The organism is Pedobacter aquatilis, assembly GCF_030409415.1.
GTDB lineage: Bacteria > Bacteroidota > Bacteroidia > Sphingobacteriales > Sphingobacteriaceae > Pedobacter > Pedobacter aquatilis.
Genome location: NZ_JAUFPW010000035.1, coordinates 101,443 through 124,848, shown reverse-complemented (window position 1 = coordinate 124,848; position 23,406 = coordinate 101,443). Strand labels below are relative to the sequence as shown.

The following is a 23,406-nucleotide window of genomic DNA, read 5'->3' as shown; positions in this document are numbered from 1 at the left end:
ATTATTGATAACCCGGATTTTGTGTCAGATTTTTATTGAGGCTGGTCTCACTAGATGGTATCGCCCAAAGGTAATCTCTTTGCGGATTGAATTTACGTTGCTGTGTTCTAATATAACCTCCATCCAGTGTTTGGTCAGTGGCGAATTTTGCACCGTGTGCAAAACCATTCATAGTAGTTTCAGCTACCTTCCAGCGCCTGATATCGTCTACCCTCAAACCTTCCATTGCAAGTTCTGCACGTCTTTCCCGCCTAATGATACTGGTTAAATCTCCGGATGGGAATGCTAAAGCCAGTGGGTCTGTAAAACCTGCTCTGGAGCGAAGGGCAGCTATTGTTTTAGTCCAAACTGCAGCATCCATCTGTCCGAGGCTATTTTTGGCTTCCGCATAGCTAAGCAATACTTCCGCATAGCGAAAAAGATGTAAGTTATTGCCTGAAACAAAGCTTGATAAAGCGATAGGATCGAAATATTTTCTCCAGTAATAACCTGTTGCTGATGCGCTTTGAGAGCCTGGTGAATATTCATCCAAACCGGGTTGTACGGGGTCAGAGCCAGGCCTGATGTAAATCGTTTTGGTTGTATTATTTGGATTAACCCAAACATATCTGTCATAAACTACAGTTGCTGTGAGCCTTGGATCGCGGTTAACGTAAGGATTACTTTCTACATAACCCGAGCCTGACTCTTTAATTCCCCTGCCGTTTAGCATAATGTAATCGTCAACAAGTTCTTGCGTTGGCGCCATATTACTTACGCGTCCTCCTACTGTTCTGGGCGCAAAGTCCCAAAAGTTTTGCCATGTCCTAACAGTAGGTACATATTGAAGAGATAAAAGGCTTTCGTTATTATTTTTATTAGTCGCCGGATCACTGAACAATGCACTATAGCTGGGCGTTAACGTATAAGTACCGTAAGTACTCTGATTATTAATTAGCTTTTCGCAAACTGCAACCACTTCGGCCATTTTATTTCCCTGGTAAAGCAGGGTTCGCATTTCTAGAGCAAGTGCTGCTCCCTTAGTGATACGGCCATTTTCACTGGCAGGAAGCTGGTCCTTACTAGGCAGGTTTGGAATGGCAGCTTCTAACTGGGCGATAATAAAATCACTTACCGCAGCCTTTGAGCTTCGCGGGATAACCTGTGCTTCTTCGGGTGTTAAATCATGGTCAGGCAGAGGTACATCACCATACCATTTACTCAAATTAAACAATGCAAATGCCCTCATGAATTGGTTTTCTGCTTTCATTCTGGCAATTGTTCCCGCTGGCAACGTTTTATTCTGGTCAACGTTAGCCAGAAAAATATTTACAGATTTAATTGTTCTGTAGTAGCTTGCCCAATCGGCTGCAAATTTAGCGGTCAGCGCAGTTGCATTTCCACTAGCAATCAGGTTAAGATCGCCGGATGGAGAGTAGGCATTGTCCGAAAGTGCCTCTGGCTCAAAATATAATAAGCTATTATACAAGAGGCTATAGTTATTATTAAGTGCATTATTAACATTAACATCCACCGTCCAGAAAGTTAGGTCCGAGAAACGGTCGGTCGGTGCGATATCAAGCTTTTTACATCCTGCTATTAGAATACAGGCAAAAGCGGTTATAAGGAGTTTGTATGTAGATTTCATATAAATGATACTAAACTTATTTAAAAACTAATGTCTAAACCAGCACCATAAAAAATGGGTAAAGGATACTGGCGGGCACTATTTGAACTAGAGCCAGTGCTAAGATTATTTCCAAATTCAGAAGTTTCGGGATCGATAAATTTAAGTTTGCTTAAGGTTAAAAGGTTCTGACCGATTAATGAAACACGCAACCGGTTGATTCCGATTTTACTGGTAAAGGCCTGTGGCAAGGTGTAACCAATATTTACATTTTTAAGCCTAATATATGCTGCATCGTATTTATACAGATCTGAGCCTGTTCGCCAGTTGTTGGTATTTGACGGCGAGCCTATATTTGCAAAAATAGGATAACGGGCATCAGGATTTCCAGGTGTCCAATAGTTGGTCATATGTTCATACACGGTAGCGCCATAGCCATAATGAAAGGGTTCAACAAGTTCGCCGCGTAAAAACGTTTCCCTTTTCCCTACGCCCTGTACAAAAAGTTGCAGGTCGAATCCTTTAACGGCTAGGCGGTAAGTGAAACCAAAAGTATATCGTGGAAATGGATTTCCAAGTACCGTTCTGTCTTTTGCATCAATCACGCCATCATTGTTCAAATCTTTAAATTTAACATCGCCAGGAACAACTGCATTACCTGCAATTTTTGGTGAGCTATTGATATCGGCCTGATTTTGGAAAAAGCCATTCGTTTGGTAACCATAATACTGTGTAATCGGCTCTCCAACCCGTCTCAACAATTGAAACACATCCTGGTTGATTATCTGTTCTGTTGCTCCTCCTGAAAGCTGAAGCAGTTTATTCTGATTATCGGCAAGGTTTAAACTAAAACTTTGGGTTACATTTTTACCGCGAAGGTTGTAGGTAACTGAGGCTTCCCAGCCTTTACTCCTCACCTTCGCAACGTTGAAATCCGGCGTTGCAGCGCCGAAGATAGCAGGAATGTCTTGTCTGGGTTGCAGAATGTCTTTGGTCACTTTGTTGAAGTATTCAAAAGTTGCCGTCAGCTCATTGTCAAACAATCCCGCATCAAGGCCGATATTGAATGTAGTTGCTTTTTCCCAGGTTAAATCCCTGTTAGAAAGCAACGTTCCTGCGCCACCAACCGGAATGTTATTAAATCCATAAGCACTTGCATAATTAAAATATGTAGTCTGGTATTGGAAATTGCCAACGTTCTGGTTACCCACAACCCCGTAAGAACTGCGTATTTTTAGGCTGTTCACTGTGTTTTTAATCCCCTTCATAAAATCTTCTTCGGAAAGTACCCATCCAGCACTTACTGCCGGAAAGAAGCTTCCGCGATTTCCTTTTGCAAATTTTGATGATGCATCATAGCGTGCATTTGCTTCTAAAAGATATTTATTCTTGAAACTGTAATTCAATCTTCCAACTAGTGAAACAAGACTATAAGAATTAATGGCCAAACTGTTGTTTGAGTTTATCGGATCGACAATGGTACCCGTTGTAGGCGTTCCAAGTAATTGGTCGGTAAGTGTTTTTTGCAATTGAAATCCACGTTGCGAATAATTTTCACTTTCGGCACCTGCCTGAATTTTGAAATCATGGTCAGCAATTGCTTTAGTGTACTCAAGAAATACTTTCGTGTTGAAGAGCTGCGATTTACTATTCGCATCAAGTACCGAACGGTCATCGCCATATACGCCTGACGGCAAATAGTTTACCTGCGTCCTTCTAAAAAAAGTTCCATTGTTCTGAAGCGTTCCTCCGAATTGTCCGGTAAGCTTAAGGTTTTTGGTAATGTCAAACTGCCCGTTAAAGGAACCAAAGATTTCATCATTGTCAGCCTGATTAAAGCCGCCTTTTTCGAGCACACCATATTCATTATACTGTGAAGCGAACGGATTGGTTAGATAATTTCCATTTTCATCTTGCCAGTTAAAATTATGTGGTACCCTATTGGCATCGGCAAAGATGTTGTTATCTCCAACGCTATTGGTCTTATTTCGTGATTTGGTATAAAGGAGGATAAAATTCGTTCTGAATTTCCCAATAACATTCGTTTGGTTTAGCCTTAGATTATATTTCTGATATCCAAAATTTGAGCCTTCTCCACCATTACCAATGAAGTTACTTTCCTGATTCTGTAAACCCGCAGAAATAAAGAATGCACTTTTTTCGCCTCCACCGGAGATGCTGAAATTATGAGATTGTTGGGGAGCGGTTCTCAATAAATGTTCGATATCCCAAGTACCATCACCCTGATCTTTGAGTTGTTGAATCTGATCGGGTGTATAAGCAGGGCTTAATCCTGAGTTTACAAGAGACTCATTTTTATAATAAGCATTCTGCCAAGCCGGAACTTTATGTACCAATACATTAGCATCCTGGAGTCCATAACTTCCATTATAGGAAACGGTGGTTTTCTGGTTCAGTTTTCCGCTTTTTGTGGTAATCAAGATCACGCCATTGGCCGCCCTTGACCCATAAACAGCAGCAGCACCTGCATCTTTCAATACTGAAACACTTGCAATATCGTTGGGATTAATCGTATTTAGGTTACCACCAACAATTCCATCCACTACAACAAGAGGGGTATTATCTCCAAGTGTTCCCACACCACGGATATTTACCGTCACGTTGCTTCCTGGGTTTAGATTAGTTTGCTGGATGATTAAATTGGGAGATTCTCCCTGCAGAGCTTGATAAGTGTTTAACACTGGTTTATTTTCGATGTTTTTTGCATCGATCGTACTAACCGAACCAGTGATGCTTACCCTTTTTTGCGTTCCATAACCAACAACAACAACATCTTCAAGAGCATTTTCTGCGCCTGGTTTTAACTGGATATTGATGATTTTCTTGCCGGCAATCTCAACATCCTGGCTTGCATAGCCTAAATAAGAAAATGTCAGTGTTCGCGAAGTAAGGTCGTCTGGAACGGATAAACTATAAGCTCCATTGGCGTCTGTAACTGCACCAACAGTTGTGCCCTTAATTTGCACACTTACCCCTGGAATTGCAGCTCCCTTTTCATCTACAACCTTTCCGCTGATTACCACAACCCGCTGAGTAATTATCGGATATATTGGCCCCTGATTTCTTGCCTGAAGGTAAACCGGACTGAATGGCAACAGTATGGAAACCAGTAAAGCCAGTTTCCCGAAAGGCGGTCGTTTGAGTTTTTTGTTTTGGTAAAGTTTGAGTCTCATAACATTTAGTTGATTTAAAATGCCAATGGCATTAGATAATTGGTTAGTTTTTTTTATTTTAATTCAGTGTATCCGTATAACTCTTCTTCCAATGGTTTTCAATGTCTTCGAGTGAGCGACCCTTGGTTTCAGGGATCAACTTCCAGGTAAGATATAGCGCTGGGGAACAGCATAAGGCGAAAATCCAAAAGGTTCCTGAAGAGCCCAGCTCCTGCAACATGAGCGGGGTAAGCTGACCGACCAGAAAATTGGCAACCCATAGAGATAGAGTAGCTAGGGACATTGCCTTACCCCGTATGCTATTAGGAAAAATCTCTCCAATAATTACCCAGCATACCGGACCAAAAGAAAATGCGAAACAGGCAATGAAGGCCAGTATGAAAATAAGTATCCAAAGCCCGGAAGTTACCCCCAATTGAAAAAGTATACCTATTATAATCAGTGAAATTACAGCACCTCCAACACCGACAAATAGCAGCGGTTTTCTTCCCCATCTATCAACTGTGAATATTGCAACGAAAGTAAATACGACATTTACCAATCCGATGGTCACCTGTCCGCCTAATGCATTATTCAAGGTGAAACCAGCCTGTTCGAGTATTCTGGGGCCATAGTAAATAACAGCATTAATACCGCAAACCTGCGATAGGAATGGAAGTAAGAGGCCTATCCACAGCGCCTTACGGTAAATAGGTTTAAATAAGATTTTAAGCGAATCCTGCTCTTGCTTATTTCCTGTTGATATAAAGGCGTCAATTTCCTTTTCGGCTGCAACAGCACCATCAATTTTTGTAAGAATGCTTTTGGCTTTTTCTTTTTTGCCTTTAGTGAGCAGCCATCTTGGCGATTCAGGAACTGCAAACAGTGCGCTTAAGAATATAAAAGCAGGAACAGCACCCAAACCGAGCATTGAACGCCATACTTCATCAGAAAATATTGCATTTCGGTCTCCCTCAACCACGAAGTTTGCTGCCTGGTTGGCTAGATATGCATTGGTAAAGTATGCACTTACAATACCTATGGTTAGTGCCAGCTGATAAAGCGAAACCATCATACCCCGCAATCTGGATGGTGCAAATTCTGAAATATATAGTGGGGATACCATAGAGGCCACACCTATTCCTAATCCGCCAATCAGCCTGAAGATTATTAGAGAGGCAAATGAATCGGCATACATGCAACCGACTGCCGAAACCAGAAAAAGAAGGGCAGAAAGTATCATTACAATTTTGCGCCCGAATGTATCGCTTAGCTTGCCTGAAACAATTACCCCAATGATGCAGCCAAGCAACGCACAGCTCACAAACCAGCCCTCGCCTACGGCATCAAGACCAAAATCCCTGGTAACCAAGCTAATCGTTCCGGAAATTACGGCTGTATCAAAGCCAAATAAAAAACCACCCAACGCTGCAACCAGGCAAACCAGGTATAGATAGTATCGGCTTCCTTTTATTAACGTATCTTTCATCTGAACATCCATATTCATTATTTTAGAAAAGCCTTGATAACTTTCAGAGGTGAGTTGGTATTATTTGTAATGGTGTAATTTTCTGCTGCAGCCGGAATTATAAAGGTTTCCGCATACGCTAAAGTCATCTCTGAGCCATCCGCTGTTCTTACCGTAATGGAATCTCCTTCTACCAACATCAAAACATGGCAGCGATTTTCATTTTCGATTTTGGCAATCGAATCAAATTCTAGGCGGTGCACATCATAAAAATGTTCTGCATGTGTTGGTAGATGAAAGCAACGCACACCATCTTTATCAGAAAGCAAATAAGGTTTGGAGATAAGCTCTTGTTTAACTTTTTCTCCCTTTCTTGAAAAGTCAAGATTCTTGAAGGCATGGTCGATATTTATCGGTCGCGGTTTGCCGTTCAAATCCATCCGTAGCCAATCATACATTTTAAAAGTAAAAATGTATGGTGTAGCACTGATTTCCAGCACAAGATTCTCCGCACCTGCACTGTGAATAGTTTGGTTTGGAATCAGGAAAAGATCATGCTTTTTAGCACTATGTACTTGCACATACCTCTCGATATCTACCTCAATCCCATTTGCGCTGCTTTGCTCAAGTTCAGTTTTGAAATTACCCGGATTTATGTTCTCCTGGAAACCCAGATAAACTTTTGCATTCGCTTTACAATCTAATATGTAATATGTTTCATCTTGTGTTATGCGCTCCCCAAATTGAGATTGGATGTATGGCAGACTCGGGTGGCATTGAATAGAAAGATTGCCGCCATCGAATGTATCGAGAAAATCGAATCGTATCGGAAACTCATCACCAAAGCGCTCGGAATGCAGCCCAAGGATATTTTCTCCAAAAGCAAACATCAATACATCAAAGGAAACTTCCAATAGAAAGCCTCCGCTCTCAAATACAATTCCATTTTCAGGGGCGATAATTTCGAAAGACCAGGCATAATTGATCTCACGCTGTTCAAGTTGCGGCATTTGGTTTTTCATCCACTGCCCTCCCCATGCACCAGGCGCAAACCACGGACGAGGACGAAAGACAGATTTTGAAATTTTATTTAGTGCCTTGCGAATATCATTGCCATGAGCCCAGTTCAGGTCCTGCTCGTACTGACCGTCAGAAAATATATCGATTTGGTTAAGTAGTGACTTTTTGTGCTTGTTTAAAATTACCCAATCCACAAAGTAAAACCGTTTATACATTTCTGTCTGTTCAAGCGGTATACTCATTCCTAAGTTTGTTATAGAGCCGGCACTCATACGGTGCTGAAGTTCATTTTTTGGCAAATCAAAATAAATAATTCCACCAGGCCATTCTGCCAAAGCAGCACCTGGCCCTATTAGTATATTAACCTGCTCTTGACCATCTCTACCTGCATTTTTTAAAGCATCAAGGTTAAAATAGTCTATAAGCGACAAATCAGTTTGCTTACCCCAAACACTTCCAAAAGTTCCAACATAAGCTTCGGTAAGCTTGCCAATCTCATCTTCAGGCTTCATTAAAGTCTGGGTATTTTCCATGTAAAACTTTACTCCCCTTGAAGCAAACTCTTTATCAATGCTATCCTGTATAGATATCCAATGAACACCGATATACCCATCAATTCGAACTGTTCCCTGCTCGATGATATAATCACATAAGCCGGAAATTCCGGTATGTATCTTCCCCTCTCCAATACTATGGAATGGATAAATATCATAACCCTCAGGCTTTTTTATATCGCTTACCCGTGCTGGCATAATCTCCTGCTCGGTTTTTCTCATTGGCTCCTCAATAGACATTGTTTCTGAAAATGGATTTAAATTAGGTGTGTTTTCAAGCATATATTGTTTGTATATACATTTAACTAAATAACGATATAAAATCTAAATATATCTGTAATTCGGATTAGAATGTTTGATTTAAAAATTGTTTTCAGTAGATATTACATTCTAATATCGAACTATTAGGTCGCTTATTTAGTATTAAGTAATAATTATCGCAGACTTTACACTGTTTATTCATAAATAATGATTTGGTTAGAACATACATTAATATGTATGTACATACAAATTTATTACTTAATTTTACATCTCCAAATAATTTATATTATTTTTTACAACTTACTTTGATTGTGGTAAGAATTCTTCAGTAAATAACTAAAGGAAATGGTTATTACTTAATCATTATTTTTTTTTAATATTGTGAGGAATATGAAACTCAAGATTGACCATGAAAGCCAAATTCCTTTGTACATCCAGGCAGAAGAATTGCTCAGAAAACTAATAGAGTCACCTGAATACACCGATGGTAAATTATTACCAAATGAAGTTGATTTATCAAAAATTCTCAATATTTCCAGAACAACATTAAGGCAATCGATTAACAAGCTTGTTTATGATGGTTTATTGACCAGAAAAAAAGGTGTCGGTACAAGAGTTGTAGAGTCAAAATCACTAAGCTCAAAATCTAAAAACTGGATGAGTTTTTCGCAGGAGATGAGTGCAAGAGGAATTCCAATTAAAAATTTTGAATTGCATGTTAGTTGGGTTTATCCGGAAAAAAAAGTCGCCAGTTTCTTTGGCATAAAAGAAGATAAAAAAGTACTTAAACTCGTAAGGCTTCGGGGACGTCCGGAGGGGCCCTTCGTTTATTTTGAATCTTATTTTCACCCTATTGTTGGTCTAACCGGAGAAGAAAATTACAGAACTCCATTATATGAAATGCTCGAGCAAGAGCACGGTATAGTGGCTATGATATCAAAAGAAGAAATAAGTGCCATGCTCGCAGATGAATTTGTTTCTACCAAGCTGGAAACAGTTCAGGGTGCACCAATTCTTTTCCGTAAACGATTTGTTTACGATAACCAGGAACGTCCTATCGAATATAATTTAGGTTATTACAAGGCAGACAGCTTCGTGTACACTGTTGAAAGCAAGCGGGAGTAGAAAAAATCTCTTTGATTGGATGAATCATAGGCAGTTCACCCCATTTCGCCGGAAACAAAATTTGTGTCAAATTATTAAATATCTTGCGTTTATGAATTTGGTGGTGCAGGGTCGAATACATTGGTATTTCCACTCTGATGTCTAATTAAATGCATAATGGAATAGGCTCGATATTTATAATATAATTTTATATCCTTTAATTAATCTTAAAGACTGCCGAAGTAGCAAATTGTATTTCGGACGGATATTGAATAATCAGCCCATTACTAGTCTGTTTCCAATTAAGTCTACCCTCATAGCCCAACAACCTCACATTTTTTATCGCTTTATTCAGATAAGACTGACTATTTCCCAGCGATTTTATTTTCAGTTGAGCTCCTCCATTAGGTGCCGTCATACAAAAAGCATACAATGAGTTATTTTTACCTACAGTAAAACGGAAATCTTCAATATTGAACTTAAATTCTGCCTGCCTGCTACTTAGTTTTCCACCTGGAAGCATTTTAAGTTTGCCGTTTTGTTGTTCTCCCTCTCCTGGAATGCTCCAGGCTTTACTTCCATAAACTGCTTCACCATTGCGGCGCATCCATATTCCAACTTCCTTAAGCATTTTCAGGCTGCCTTCATCAAGCGAACCATCCGGGAGAATAGAAATGCATATCGCAGCATTTCCGTCTCTGGCAATAGCTTCAATAATGTAGTGTATCATCATACCAGAATCGTACTTAAAGTTTGGTTCATAGTACCAATCTCCAACAGGGGCTTCTGCAATCCAGGGTTGATTGTTATTAATTTTTTCTGGAATGGCAAATTCCTCTGTAGTAACCGTTCCGTTGGTTTTATCACGAAATTTTACAATACTAAAAGTGTTCACTTTGCCGCGTTTTTTTAATGTCCTGTTATAATAATCTGCCATTACACTCTGCATTGCATCAGCCATATAACCTGTACCCGTTCCGTTCCCGGTAAAGGGTCCCTGAACAGTTCCATCGGTGTAAATAAAATCAGGATCATAGTTTTTAACCACATCCATCATACGTAAAGCCCAGTTACTGGCATACCATTTTGCATAATCAAGGTGGTTGGTAAATATTCCCGGCACAGGCGGCGACCATGGGCTAATGGCTTTCTCTGCAACGGTTTTATATTCACGTAGGTCAACTCCATAAAGCATTTTCGGATCATATCCCTCCCACCATTTGCCTTTTCCATCACCGAGGGTTAGATTACCATCGTATGGAATCCCCGCTTTATCGCCTGTAATATCACTTGCGAAAGCATTTTGCCACCACCACCAGGTATATTCATGATGAAAGGTGACGCCATACCGAATGTTGTTTAAACGGCATGCCGCTGACCATTCGGCCAATAAATCTCGTTTCGGACCAATATTTACCGAATTCCAAGGCTGATATTTAGAGTTCCAAAGATCATAGTTGTCGTGATGTACACCCTGAATCATTAGAAATTTTGCCCCTGCATCCTTGTAGATCTTTGCCAGTTTCGCCGGGTCAAGTTTCTTAGGGTTCCAGTCCCTCAGCACTTCTTTATAGCCTGATGTTGAAGGATGACCATATTTTTCGAGATGATTTTTATAAGCTGAAGTACCCGGAATATATAGTTTTCGGGCATACCAGTCGCCACTTTCACCCGAGGCCTGGGGTCCAAAATGAACCCATATCCCAAATTTAGCATCTCTGAGCCAGGATTGATCCCCTGGATAATTGGCTTCTATAGATTCCCAGGTAGGTTTAAAAGGTCCGGGATAAATAGGTAAACCCAGTTCGACTTCCGGAAATGACTCCAGATCACCCATAGGCGTACTATCAATTTTCGCTAAAGGCGGAACTTTTGGTATTGGAACTAATGCACCAGTCTGGCTGGTCTTACTTTGCGAACGAACTTGCTGTACCATCAGCGAAAGCAAAACCATTGAAAGGAAGGTGGTAACTTTTGAAACTTTCATCATTTTAAATAAATACTATATTTCAACTCATTTAGCACATAGACCAAAGAGTTTTTCAATATAGGGTTTTAGGTTAATTTTTAAATATAATATTTATGAGTTGCGAGTATTTGATAGTCATTATGTAGTGCTGGCAGGAATTTAAAGTATTTTACTTCCCACTTTGGTTCTCTCGATTTTGGCACTGCATGGAAATTTACCAGGGTAAAGTTTTTTCCGAGCACTGGAAGCGGCCATAAAAAGGCTGGTGTTCAATTTCGCACAATATTGTTTTTCCATTCATCCCTTCCCTATCTTCCGGATTTTGGATGTTTTCCAAACAAACGCATATCGCTCCGCTTTATAAGCTGAACTTACCGATGTCAGGTCGCGGCAGCCACAAAATTAATATAAGCTTCTGTTTTTGGAGTGACCTAAGTCTTTTAAGTTACGCAGGATTAATTAGGGTTCCCTCTTTTCAGGGGCTACCAGAAAAATTAGTTAAGGCTATTCACTTACCAATAATCTCAGATGCAGAATATTGGCTAGTGCAAAATATGCTGAAGAATAGCAAGAGAAAAACGCGAATCCAACCAGTCGAGGATTTTCCATTGAGGGGAATTCTAAAATGTTGGTATGGAAAGGGAATGACCGCTGGATATACTAAAGGACGAAAAAATTATTACATGTATTACCGCTGTACCGAGCATACAAACTACAATCTTGCTGGTAACAAACTACATGATGCAGTCGAATCTTTGCTTAGAGGTTTAAGCTTCTCTACACATCAGGTTCAATTCATAAAGGAGACAGCGAAAGTCCTATTAATAGAACCACTGAAGTTGAAAAAGGAACAACATCAAAATAAAATTAAAAAACTTCACGACTTAAATGAAAAGATTTTCAAGCTAGAAGAGCGCCTGATGAATAATGAAATAGAAACTTCAACTTATCAAACTTGGTTTCAAAAATTCAAAGAGGAAAAGGCAATTCTGGAATATTTACTAAAAGGAAATCAACCATCTAAAATAAGAAATGAAGATGAACTTATTGACCGAATTTTACCGAATCTAACTAACCTATATGAAATTTATCAAAAAGGCAATATTACAAAGAAGCATACTCTGATGAGAGGGGTGTTCAAAGATAATCTGGCATGGGGTGACGATATGTTTCGAACCACTTTTATAGATCCAACGTTCAATGATAACATATTGAAAATTAAGCAAAAAGGGCTGCTTTTTAATGAGCAACCCTTCAAGGTTTTGGGCTTGAGCCCGGTTAGTACCCTATGCTGAATTTCAAACGAACCAATTTTTTGAAGACTTGAAGATTTTATCAGAATTAGGACAGCCAAAACGATCTTAGCAAATGCTAACCGTAATGTTAACGAACCATTTATCGACAAATAAATTTAGAGCGTAACATATACAGCTTAAATTTATCCGCAAGATCATATGGGGCAGCCATCCGGCAAGCCCCGTACTCATAACCAAATTTTAGGGTAGCTTAGAATCTACCTCAATAGATCATTGATATAATTTAATTATTTAATAAACGTGAATCCTATTAATCCTATTCATTTAACTCTAGTATATATTGTCTTTTGCAGGGTTTCTGAGGCATGAACATCCATTACTGAAACTGTTGCATGATTGGTCTGAAGAAAAACCCCATTATTATTAATCAAATCTTTGGAAGGCGGGTCCTTCATCCACCAATGTGAGCTTCCACAATGATTGAGTACCATATCCATCACCATCTTCATCCCTTTATCATGAGTGGCTTTATTCAGTTCTTTGAACTCTTCATTACTTCCAAAACGTGGATCAGATTGGTAAAAATCAGTTATTGTGTATCCATGGTGAGAGCCACCAGAAAGTGGAAATTACGTTTTCCAAGCGACACATTGTAATGGGTTTAACTAAATATCAGGGTATCGCTTATCGTAAGAACGAACCACTATATCCAGGTTATCTTCTTTCTGTAAACCAAGTTTTTGTTTGAGGCGGTATCGGGCCATCCTGATGCTCTTGGGTTCAATACCTAACCTGTGGGCGATTTCTTTATTATCCAAACCCATTAATATGTAGGAGCAATATTTCAGGTCGAGTTTGGTAAGTACTTCCCCTGCCCTCTCCTGCAAGGCGCTAAAAAACCCCGGATGAATATCGCCAATCGAATTTTGCTGATCTGCATTTTCCTTATCTTTCCGGAGGTTTTGAGTAATAATTCGACCTATGCTTTTAGCAGCAGTATCGGCAGAACTCTTTGACTTCTCTTTTAGCAATTCTAAAATCGTATTCTTTTCTTCAATTTTAAGGGTACCCGCCAATAATTCGCGCTCCAGCCATTCTGTACGATCCTGGAGTAATGCCTGCTCTGCAGCAATCCTTTCCCGTTCCTGCTCACCTAATGAAGCCAACAACTCAGCTTCCTGTTTTTCCTGAAGTGACATCAACATCCGCTGTTGGGAAACTTTGAGTTTATAATGATAGAAGCCAAGCAACAAAACCAGAACCAATATACTTGCAGAACCAATGGCGACATACAACCAATTAATCTGCCGGTTTAGATTTGCCCGTTCACGTAAGTTTTTAATTTCCTGATCACGCTGTTCTGATTGATACTGCTCCTCCAGTTGCTGAACCACAGCTAGCTTCTGTGCATCAAAGACCTTTTTGTAGTATTCGTTATAACGCTTATAATAAGCTAACGCTTTAGCTTTATCTCCACTTTGCTCTGCTAAATGTGACAGACCAAGCATCATCCGCGAGCGCGTTATATCGACACCTGGCGAAGACTTGTCCAGTTCGGCAATTCCGGTCAGCAAATAATTTTCTGCACTTTGATAATCGCCCCTGCGCATCGCATACTCGCTCATAATGCCGTAGCAATTGGCAATGACTTCAAATGTGTTGGTTTTTCTTGCTACGCTAAGTGCATCGTTCACATAACGATTGGCACTATCCCTAAAATTACCCGGAAAATACTTAAAATAAATATTGGCGAGGTTGAGCGCTGTAAGTGAAGCATTACTTTGAATCAGAATTTTAGCCTGATTAAGCCTGTAAATTTCAGCCGATTTCCGGTAATAATGAATAGCTGAATCGAGTGAAGTTCTTTTTTCTGTATTCACTTCAAAAGCGGAAAAAAAGCTATGCCCTAAAGTCATGTATGCAATCTGAACGTCGTCCGGATATCCACTTTTTTTAGACATTTGCAGGGCAGCAATTGCATACTTATGCTGTTTTAGGGTATCGTTGCCATAGGCATAAATGCTCGCTGCGTAATGATTTATCAAGGTTCGATAGCTAAATGCCCTGCGGTCTGCACTTCTTCTCAGTAATTTTTCAGCAGCAATAAATGCCGACATGGCTTTTTCATTCTCGTTCTTGTTAAACTCAAACCAGCCTTTGCGCAGCCATGCATAACCGTTAAAGAGTGGATTTGAAGATTTCACTGTGCAACGCATTGCACTATCGATATAAGCAGCTGCACGTTTTTGCTGTCCTTTCCTCATAAAGAGATGTCCCGCAGAAGCATAACAAAAACCAACAACACCATTATCTTTCTCCTTTTTCGCCAGAGCTGTAGCCTGCATAACCAAATCCATAGCCTTATTTACATCTGTTTCGTAACCCGCACGGGCCAATTCTGCCATTACAATCGGTCGCTCCACCTGCTTTGCTTTAGCATGCACATTTTTTAAGGAATCGATAACTAGTAATTGAGCAATAGCACCTATGTTAATAGTAAGGGTAAGGATAGAGAGGAGAATAGCGACTTTCTTCAACATGTATAAGGGAGAAATAATTTAACGATGGCAATTAAAAACCTTAACGAATATACATTTAACAATGCATTGTAGGTTTTGTTGTAGACGATTTGTAGACGCGTACTTTTTTTTTGGTAGACACATTGTAGTCTTGGTTTTCTTGCGCTGCTGCACATATAAGCATAATTTTGATGTTAAATAATTTATTTATCAACCTAAAAAAATCTATTATGTCAAACAAAACCATGGCCATTTTGGCTTACGTTACCATCATCGGATGGGTGGTAGCTTACCTACAGTACAAAAAAAGTTCAGACAGAAATCCTTTGGTGAATTATCATCTGGGACAATCCTTAGGCTTAATCATTTTAACATTTATACTGGGAATATCAATATCGATTGTGGTGAGTATTGTTCCCTCCTTGTACTTCTTATCACTTATCTTAAGTGTACTAAGCCTTGTGTTTTTATTATTAGGTGTAGTCGCCGCCAATAACGAAGCCATCAAACCACTTCCAATTGTGGGGAAACTGTTTGAGGGAAAATTCAATTTTGCCAACTAAAAAAATCGAGCATAAGGCAAACAATTAAGCACAATCCTAAATCCTTGTGCTGAAATTATGGTGTGTTAATGTCTCTCCAGCCATCGGAGTTGCCAGATGCTTTGCGTTGGTATTGGTTACTTCGGCTGGCTGTTTTTAAGGCTAAATTATTATACAAATGGAAAGCGAAAAAACAGATCAGACACAACTTAAACGAAGTGGGGAAGCAGCAACTATTTCAGGTGATCTGGCGATTAAGTGGGGCATTTATCTTTATGGAATATATGCCTTATTTTTATTATTGGAGGCTACAGACCTTCTGGCTTATCTGCATACGCCAGCGACAGGTTATCATCCAACCTACAATATCGTTCATGTGGCCTTTATTATCATTGAGCTGATTGTTTATGCTTCCATCACGCTGGGTTTTATAATATTACTTAATTTAACTGATAAAAAACCCACTACGGTTATTATACCTATGCTGCTAATTACCACAGTTAGAATATTCATGATTTATTACCTATACGTACAAACAGAGCCAGAAGTTCATTTCGTCCCCTACATTTATAAAAAATCGAATGAATTGAGTGGTTTCGTGAGAGGGTTGATGCTGCCGGCGCAAATCATTTGGGGTATAGTATGTACTTCGATATGGGTGTTAAGAAAGGGATTATCTTAGTTAAGATTTCACGTAATTGCCATAATGATATACAAATTTCGCAAAAGATGTGCAGGAAATATTTTTGAGATGAAACATCAACATAGAACAGTTCGATGCTTAAACCAAGGAATTAGGGGAAATTGCCGACGAGCAGGTCACTCCGAAAGAAAAAAGCTAGCGGCTACAAAACATTTTTTTAGAATCTGAGCCTGAAAAACCAAAGCCTTAAAGTGCAATTATGCGGGTGGTTGACCGGGTCTCCGCTCCACTAAAGCATTGATTTAGCAAAGGCCATCTGTACAAAATGGGAATAACAAGATTAAAAAAATTATTTCTGTCTTTACAATACATGTTCTATTCCCAAAAGTAGTAAATTAGTGGCCGCTAACCAAATGCAATCAGATGAAACCTTATCTGGATAAGATTTATCCTTATTCTCTGTTGAGCCTATACTTAAAAAAGCTTACAGTAGTCACTGGTAATTTTGGATGCACCACAAATACACAGTCTAAACGTCCATGAAAACCATTATCTCCCTTCAAAATATACTTGATTTAGAAAATCCGAGAGCAGATGGTTCTTATCCCATAAAATTTCTCATAAATGTTGGCAATAATACAGCAAGCATAGCTTCAGGAAAATTTATACAATATAAACACTGGAACCGTAGACGCTGTTACCCAAAGCGCAGGAAGAAGAAATTAAAGACGCTCTCAAAATTCTTAAATAAAACTGCAGACGCATTTGAGGCTTACATGGGTTGCCAGGCCTCCATGGGAAAAGATGTAAATCTGATGATGGCAAAGGATTTTTTTAGTAGAGATGTTAATCAGATCTGTTTTTTTGATTTTTTTAAGCAGCAGCTGGATTTATGGCAGTTTGCAAAGGCTGAAAATACCCTGAAAAGTTACCGGTCGACTTTGAATATCCTGCAAATATTTAAGCCCGATCTGGATTTTAAAAACTTAAATTATGAGTTTATCCAGAAGTTTGATATCTACCTGAGGAAAGTCAGGCAAAACAGTGCAAATGGTGCATTTACCAAACATAAGACTTTCAAATCCATCCTTACCCAAGCCGTTTTAAAAGGATATATGCTGGAAAACCCATATAGAAATTTCAAAATCATTACATCTGACAGTAAGCGTAATTTCCTTTCTATAGCGGAAGTAAAAAAAGTCATGAATCTTTCCATCCCTGCAAAAAATGGTTTTTTGAACCGTGTGAGGGATTTATTTTTATTTAGCTGTTTTTCAGGATTAAGGTTTTCAGATGTGATGAATCTAAAAGCCGAGCATATCAAAAAATCACCGGACAGGATAGAAATTAAAATTATCAAAACGCAGCAAAGTTTAACCATCCCATTAAGCTTAAATGCCAAGTCGATAATTCAAAAATACCATACCCAATCCGAAAATACTCTTGAAGCTCCCCTGTTGCCCAAAATGTCAGCGCCTGTAGTTAACCGGCAGCTAAAAGTATTGATGCAGGCAGCCGGTATCCACAAAAACATCAGCTTTCACTGTGCAAGACATTCATTTGCCTCCAATCTGATTGAAAATGGTGCTTCCTTAAACCATATCAAAGAATTACTTGGGCACAGCAGTATTTTAAGAACCGAAATCTATGCAAAAAGCTTAAGGGCAGACTTGATTACTTCCATGAATAAGTTAAACGACACCTATAATCTTTAAGGAATAGATCTAAAGCTTTTTAATCATGATAGTTTTTATGCTAATTATACTCATGCTTTTTTTAGCTACTGACCGTTTAGTTAATTTTTTTTTTAAAAAAAGAGCAAATACCTAAGATACTTAATCACAGGGAATTGAGAATAAAAACGGACAAAGCAGCAAAAAAATCACTAAAATTTTATTGATTGGTCTTGTATTTTCAAAAACAATTCCTACTTTTGCACTCCCTCAAACGCGGAAAAAGATTGAGGTACAGAGTGCGGGGTGGAGCAGTTGGTAGCTCGTCGGGCTCATAACCCGAAGGTCGCACGTTCGAGTCGTGTCCCCGCTACCAAAAGAGTTGAAAGACACTCTTAGTATAATGGCCCGTTCGTCTAGGGGTGAGGACGCCAGATTTTCATTCTGGAAACAGGGGTTCGATTCCCCTACGGGCTACAAAGATCAAGGCGAAATGCTTTCAAAACCCTGCAAATCAACCATTTGCAGGGTTTTTTTTACTATATTAAACCTAAAACCTGTTCTATAGCTTAAATAATAAAATTTGTATTTTGGCGCTTACATATTATGGATGACACTACGCGCTGCGTTCCCTCAACATTTATCCTGCTTGCCTACAAGGAAGAGGTAGGCTCATTAGGTTTTGATTGATATCGGTCAATAAGTTATGGTATTGACTAGCAGTGGCAAGTATACATGCAAACCTAAAAAAGATATACAAAAAGATGATTGTGCTGAAAGATTCAGCAGTATTATGACTTATAGGTATTTGGTCAAGATTGTTTTCCAAAACTTTTGATCAGCCTAAACCGGCCATATAATTCTTTAGATAGAAAATGTTTAGGCATCAGTTTTTGTTTTTCGGATAAATTGCCTCAAAGTCCTTTCTATTCGCCAATCTAACAAGGATTTCTTTCTGCTGACCTAATTTACCGTCAACAACATTCCGAAACCCAGATAAATTATGGCTGTCCACAAGAAATTTTCAATTCCTTAAAACAAATACCACGGCAAGCTGTTGATAAGGTGCATCTATTTATTATTAACATATATTTGGTTAGAAAAAAGCTGTTGGAAATCAACAGCTTTTCTATTTTAACAACCTGTACGTATAAAAAGAATGAGCAAACCTATTGCATTCCTCTGTTGCCTATTTTGCGCCGTAGTTGTTTTCTTCACTCTGGGGTTTAATTATTTCTCAATTTATCAACTCTTGCCGATTGTATTATTTTATATTTCCCAGGTTACTGTTTTTAGGGATATAAACAGTTGGAGTATTAGAATATGCTATGCGCTGGCTATCATATGCCTGCTTATATTTCCGTTGTTCACTCAATTAGGATGGTATTTCGACATCAACAAGATGGCTTCAAAATCATCAACAAGCGGACTCTTATTTGTTTTTCTACCACTATATGCAATACTACCTGGCATCCTGCCCTGCGTAATCGCGTGGGTGATAAAATCAAAGAATAATCATTAATATACTAACATCTAAAACTTTAACTAAGCTTGTTAGTTCCAAACAGTTTGTAAATATTTAATGTTAAAATATTGAAATGTAAGGAGTATAATAGATCGCTGTATCTTATGAAAAATTTTTGATATAATTATTCGGGTTGTAAAGCCTTTGGTATAGTAAACCAGAAAGAACTTCCTGAACCAGGGATACTATCTACCCCAATCTTGCCACCATGTCTTTTAACAATATCTGCGCAGATGTATAAACCCAGACCAAGTCCGGCAGTATGTGCATCTACCGAAGCACGGTAATATCTTTCAAAAAGATACTGTTGCTTTTCGCTTGGGATACCCGGCCCCTTATCTGATACGATTACACGGATATCATTGCTTTCTTCTTGAACATCGAGTATAATCGATTTGGATTCGGGAGCATACTTTACGGCATTATTTACGAAATTAACCACCACCTGCTCTATCCGGGATTTATCTGCATAGGCTTTAATTCCTTTTTCTCCAATGTATATCAGCTCATGCGTTTCAGCTAAACGAATATGCATACAACAGTTTTCAAGAAGCTCATTCACCCAAAAGTTTGATTTTTGCAATTGTAAAATTCCATCATCTTGTTTTCCGGAAATTAACAACTCGTTAAAAAGGCGAATAATTTTTTCTACATTCTGGTTGGATTGCCCTATCAGTTTAAGGATAACCGGATTGGTTATGCCTGTTTTCATTCTATCCATAAGTTGCAAGGCACCCTTAAGGCTGGTCATTGGTGTTTTGAGTTCATGCCCTGCAATATTCAAAAATTCATCCCGCTTTTCTATCACAAGCATATGAGTATCAATATCATTACAGGAGCCAATCCACCGATCTACCTTGCCAGAGAGATCTTTAAAAGCTTCGGCCCGCACCACAAACCAGTGGTAAATACCTTGCTTGTTGGCTATCCGAATTTGAAGATGAAGTTTGGAAGTTTCTTTAATAGCCTTAAGCCAGGCTTTTATTGCCAGCAACTTATCTTCAGGATGTACACGTTCTAAAATCACTGCTCCGCTTAAATCATCATTTTTAATGTTAAAATAGTCGGTAAAGCGTTTATTTACCTGGTTAATGATACCATCACCATCCGCAGACCAAATCAGCTCCGGACTAAAATCTGATAGAAATGCGACCTTTTTGGCTTCCGTTTCGGCAACCTGCTTTGCCTGCAATAATTCTTTCTCGTATTTCTTCCTGTCGCTAACATCAACAACAATGGCATTTACAATCAGTTCACTATAACTTTCTATTCGCATCACGCTGGCGCTGATGAGTACAGGGAATTTGCTTCCATCCTTTCTGCAAATCTCAAAGCTTAGCTCCTTGGCCGAATCCTGCATCTGTATCATCGGCGAAAATATAATCTCGTAGTATATCTTTCCAGCCTTCGTTAAAAAATCCTTAAGGTTAAGTTTACTTTCCGCTTCTTCCGCATCTGCTATGCCAAGCCACACCGCAAAGGTGCGATTCATACGGATAATCTGTCCGTTGGCTAAAAAGGAGCAGTAACCACAAGGCGCATTCTCGTATAGCGTTTCCGCATCAAATAAAAATGCCGGGCGGTTTTTTGCTAAAGTCATTTTAGATAAATTCTTTAATCGCGGCTATCGTTTCTTCTGGAGCACTTAAGTGTGCACAATGCCCTATAGCCTTCATCTGGACTAAGGTGTCCTGCTTAAGGTTTTTATGAATGTAGTCTCCAACTTCTAATGGTGCGATAATATCTTCATTAGCCTGCAAGGTTAATGTTGGAATATCTACCTTTTTCAAATCGCCCCTGTTATCGGAAAGAAAAGTAACCCTGGCAAAACGTTTGGCGATTTCAGGATCAGTAGCACAAAAACTCGCTGTAAGGTTATTGCCAAGTTCAGGCCTATCTGCATTTGCCATAATTGCAGGCCCCATCATTCTAGACCAGCCAAGGTAATTCGCGTCCATCATTTCAAAAAGATCATCAAGTTCTTTCTGCTCAAATCCGCCTACATAATCCTCATCATTAAGGTAACGTGCTGATGGACCTATCAATACCATCTTGCTAAACAAGCCTGGCCGCTGATTAGAAGCCAAAATACCGATAATTGAACTTACAGAATGGCCTATGTAAATCGCATTCTGAATAGACAGGGCATCACAAATTTCAAGAATATCCTGTGCGTAGCCATTTAAATCAGCGTATCGCTGCTCATCGTAAGCTGTAAGATCTGACTGACCTGCCCCCACATAATCAAACGTTACCAACCTATAATCCTTTTCAAAAGCAGGTAAGATACTGGCCCATACGTGCTGATCACAACCATATCCATGAGCAAAGAGCATAAACTGTTCTCCTGCACCACTCACTTTCACATTATTTCTTTTGAGGACATTAAGCACTATAAAGGGATTTTAGGTAAATGTAAATAAAAAATGTAAATTTTTTATTCTTGATAATTATTTACGATTCTTAAAAAATAAACAGCCTAAACAGCCTGCCTTATTTTTAAAACATGAGGGCTAACTATCTTTCTGCAAACTGTTTTTAATTGAATATGCAACTCCTCTATATTGTCAAACTACGCCGGCAAATAAGTTCAATAGATATTGATTTACAGCTGCTTCATCTATCAGGAGATAAAAACGCCAGAAGTTTAAGGTAATCCTCATGTATCTTACCATTTTAATCCGATAGCATTTACCACAATTTAATTCGCATTATCATTTAAAAAACATTCACCACTCCTAATTCGAATAACAAATTTTCACTGTTGGTTTTTACCGTATATTGAAATTACACACAATTTGACGATTATGAATAAAAGAATTTTCTTGCTGGAAGATGATCCGGGCGTGAGTGATGTATTGCAGTTAATTCTGGAGTTAGACGATTACGAAGTCAAGAGTTTCGAAACAATTGAGAAGTTTATGTCTCGTATTCCCGGAGAAGAACCTGATTTATTTATCCTGGATGTAATGCTACCGGATGGGAATGGTTTTGAAGTTTGCAAAGAATTAAAGGCTTCAAATACTCAGAGACCAGTATTGATGATGAGCGCACATGCCAGCTTACAAAACTGTGAAGAATCTTGCACAGCTGATGCCTTTATTCAAAAGCCGTTTGACCTCACTAATCTGCTGGAAACAGTTGGGCGGCTGACTAAAAATTGAGCATAACCGTACAGAATTGCTTATATAATGTTTACAAATAATTCGCAATGAGCAGCCAAACAGTCTTAAAGTTTATGCATATTAAATTCAGGAAAAAACAAAAAGCCGGCACTGGGCCAGCTTCTTAAGCTATTATATAAAAAACTTACTATCCCTGCATGCTTAAGGTTATTTCCTAACCGCCCGTGGGGCAAGGGTTAAAAACATCCGCTTACCTTCTAATTTTGGCAAAAGTTCTACCTTGCCCAAATCTTCCAGACTTTGCGCAAACCGCAACAGCAGGATTTCGCCCTGGTCTTTATATACAATAGAACGACCTTTGAAATGCACATATGCCCTTACTTTTTCACCGCTTTCCAAAAAGGAAATGGCATGTTTAAGCTTGAACTGAAAGTCATGGTCGTCGGTATTCGGGCCAAAGCGTATATCTTTAATAATGGTCTGTTTGGCTTTACTCTTTATTTCCTTCTGCTTTTTCTTTTGCTCGTAAAGGAATTTACTATAGTCGATAATGCGGCAGACCGGCGGATTGGCTTTTGGAGATATTTCAACTAAGTCGAGCCCTTGTGATGCCGCCAATTGCTGCGCCACCTCCAATGGATAAATGTCGGTTTCAACATTTTCTCCCGTTAAACGCACTTCAGGAGCGCTAATGTGTTCGTTAATTTTGTGTTCTGCTTCTTTCTTTTTGAAGGGCAACCGTGGTCCCCTATAAAATCCTGCTTTTTTTAATGCCAAATTTGATAAGTATTAGTGAATAAATAAATGAATTATCGAGCGATAATCTAGTGAAAGCAATAATATAGTCAATCTGGGCGGCATAACCTAATTTTAGGCTAATGATGACTTTACAAGTACTTTTATTATCTCAAACCCTTTTAATCCTCAAAAGCAAATGGCTTGGTTGTAGGATTTACGTATGGAATAAA

15 protein-coding genes, 2 tRNA genes and 1 pseudogene are annotated in these 23,406 nt (G+C 39.0%); 8 read left to right on the top strand and 10 right to left on the bottom strand.

What is annotated here, in order from left to right; translation table 11 throughout:
* Position 1: 1 nt before the first annotated feature.
* Genes QWY86_RS17565 through QWY86_RS17550 form a run of 4 tightly spaced genes read right to left on the bottom strand, consistent with a single transcriptional unit; the run spans position 2 to position 8,103 of the window.
* On the bottom strand, positions 2-1,627 hold the full coding sequence (locus tag QWY86_RS17565; RefSeq protein WP_290243983.1) for a RagB/SusD family nutrient uptake outer membrane protein: 1,626 nt from the start codon (positions 1,625-1,627) through the stop codon (positions 2-4).
* Between the two features lie 20 nt (positions 1,628-1,647).
* The gene (locus QWY86_RS17560; protein WP_290243980.1) at positions 1,648-4,800 is read right to left on the bottom strand and encodes a SusC/RagA family TonB-linked outer membrane protein; all 3,153 of its coding nucleotides are present in this window, start codon (positions 4,798-4,800) and stop codon (positions 1,648-1,650) included.
* A 58-nt stretch (positions 4,801-4,858) separates the two neighbouring features.
* A complete protein-coding gene (locus tag QWY86_RS17555; RefSeq protein WP_290243978.1) occupies positions 4,859-6,280 on the bottom strand; it encodes a sugar porter family MFS transporter in 1,422 nt (473 codons plus the stop codon).
* Between the two features lie 5 nt (positions 6,281-6,285).
* The gene (locus tag QWY86_RS17550) at positions 6,286-8,103 is read right to left on the bottom strand and encodes a class I mannose-6-phosphate isomerase (RefSeq protein ID WP_290243976.1); all 1,818 of its coding nucleotides are present in this window, start codon (positions 8,101-8,103) and stop codon (positions 6,286-6,288) included.
* A gap of 369 nt (positions 8,104-8,472) precedes the next feature.
* Between QWY86_RS17550 and QWY86_RS17545 the strand changes: the two genes are divergently transcribed.
* A complete protein-coding gene (locus tag QWY86_RS17545; RefSeq protein WP_290243975.1) occupies positions 8,473-9,207 on the top strand; it encodes a GntR family transcriptional regulator in 735 nt (244 codons plus the stop codon).
* A 196-nt stretch (positions 9,208-9,403) separates the two neighbouring features.
* Here the strand turns inward: QWY86_RS17545 and QWY86_RS17540 are convergent, their stop codons facing one another.
* Positions 9,404-11,176 (bottom strand): alpha-L-fucosidase, encoded by a 1,773-nt coding sequence (locus tag QWY86_RS17540; protein WP_290243973.1) that lies wholly within the window; start codon positions 11,174-11,176, stop codon positions 9,404-9,406.
* 305 nt (positions 11,177-11,481) lie between these two features.
* Here QWY86_RS17540 and QWY86_RS17535 point away from each other — a divergent pair, with 305 nt between their 5' ends.
* Positions 11,482-12,450, top strand: coding sequence for a recombinase zinc ribbon domain-containing protein (locus QWY86_RS17535; protein ID WP_290243972.1), 969 nt, complete (start codon positions 11,482-11,484; stop codon positions 12,448-12,450).
* 281 nt (positions 12,451-12,731) lie between these two features.
* Here the strand turns inward: QWY86_RS17535 and QWY86_RS20170 are convergent.
* Positions 12,732-13,007: pseudogene (locus QWY86_RS20170) on the bottom strand (alpha-amylase family glycosyl hydrolase); the annotation flags it as partial.
* A gap of 69 nt (positions 13,008-13,076) precedes the next feature.
* A complete protein-coding gene (locus QWY86_RS17530; protein ID WP_290243970.1) occupies positions 13,077-14,951 on the bottom strand; it encodes a LuxR C-terminal-related transcriptional regulator in 1,875 nt (624 codons plus the stop codon).
* Positions 14,952-15,160: 209 nt separating this feature from the next.
* Between QWY86_RS17530 and QWY86_RS17525 the strand changes: the two genes are divergently transcribed.
* The 5 genes from QWY86_RS17525 to QWY86_RS17505 all read left to right on the top strand — a co-directional run bounded on the left by QWY86_RS17525 (position 15,161) and on the right by QWY86_RS17505 (position 18,265).
* Entirely contained in the window at positions 15,161-15,493 is a 333-nt protein-coding gene (locus tag QWY86_RS17525) for a magnetosome magnetite crystal formation protein family (RefSeq protein ID WP_290243969.1), read from the top strand.
* Between the two features lie 157 nt (positions 15,494-15,650).
* The gene (locus tag QWY86_RS17520; protein ID WP_290243968.1) at positions 15,651-16,154 is read left to right on the top strand and encodes a hypothetical protein; all 504 of its coding nucleotides are present in this window, start codon (positions 15,651-15,653) and stop codon (positions 16,152-16,154) included.
* Between the two features lie 500 nt (positions 16,155-16,654).
* Positions 16,655-17,830, top strand: coding sequence for a tyrosine-type recombinase/integrase (locus QWY86_RS17515; protein WP_290243966.1), 1,176 nt, complete (start codon positions 16,655-16,657; stop codon positions 17,828-17,830).
* Between the two features lie 258 nt (positions 17,831-18,088).
* Positions 18,089-18,164 (top strand) — tRNA-Met (locus QWY86_RS17510).
* A 29-nt stretch (positions 18,165-18,193) separates the two neighbouring features.
* Positions 18,194-18,265, top strand: a tRNA-Glu gene (locus QWY86_RS17505).
* A gap of 1,172 nt (positions 18,266-19,437) precedes the next feature.
* On the opposite strand, the gene QWY86_RS17500 is transcribed toward QWY86_RS17505, so the two are convergent.
* Together QWY86_RS17500 and QWY86_RS17495 are read right to left on the bottom strand one after the other, a co-directional pair.
* A complete protein-coding gene (locus QWY86_RS17500; protein WP_290243964.1) occupies positions 19,438-20,913 on the bottom strand; it encodes a sensor histidine kinase in 1,476 nt (491 codons plus the stop codon).
* 1 nt (position 20,914) lies between these two features.
* Entirely contained in the window at positions 20,915-21,706 is a 792-nt protein-coding gene (locus QWY86_RS17495) for an alpha/beta fold hydrolase (RefSeq protein ID WP_290243963.1), read from the bottom strand.
* A gap of 414 nt (positions 21,707-22,120) precedes the next feature.
* On the opposite strand from QWY86_RS17495, the gene QWY86_RS17490 reads away from it, so the two are divergent.
* Complete coding sequence (locus QWY86_RS17490) at positions 22,121-22,477, top strand: response regulator transcription factor (RefSeq protein ID WP_290243962.1); 357 nt, start codon at positions 22,121-22,123, stop codon at positions 22,475-22,477.
* A gap of 168 nt (positions 22,478-22,645) precedes the next feature.
* Here QWY86_RS17490 and infC read toward each other — a convergent pair whose 3' ends face one another.
* Positions 22,646-23,215 (bottom strand): translation initiation factor IF-3, encoded by a 570-nt coding sequence (infC, locus tag QWY86_RS17485; RefSeq protein WP_290243961.1) that lies wholly within the window; start codon positions 23,213-23,215, stop codon positions 22,646-22,648.
* Between the last annotated feature and the right edge of the window lie 191 nt (positions 23,216-23,406).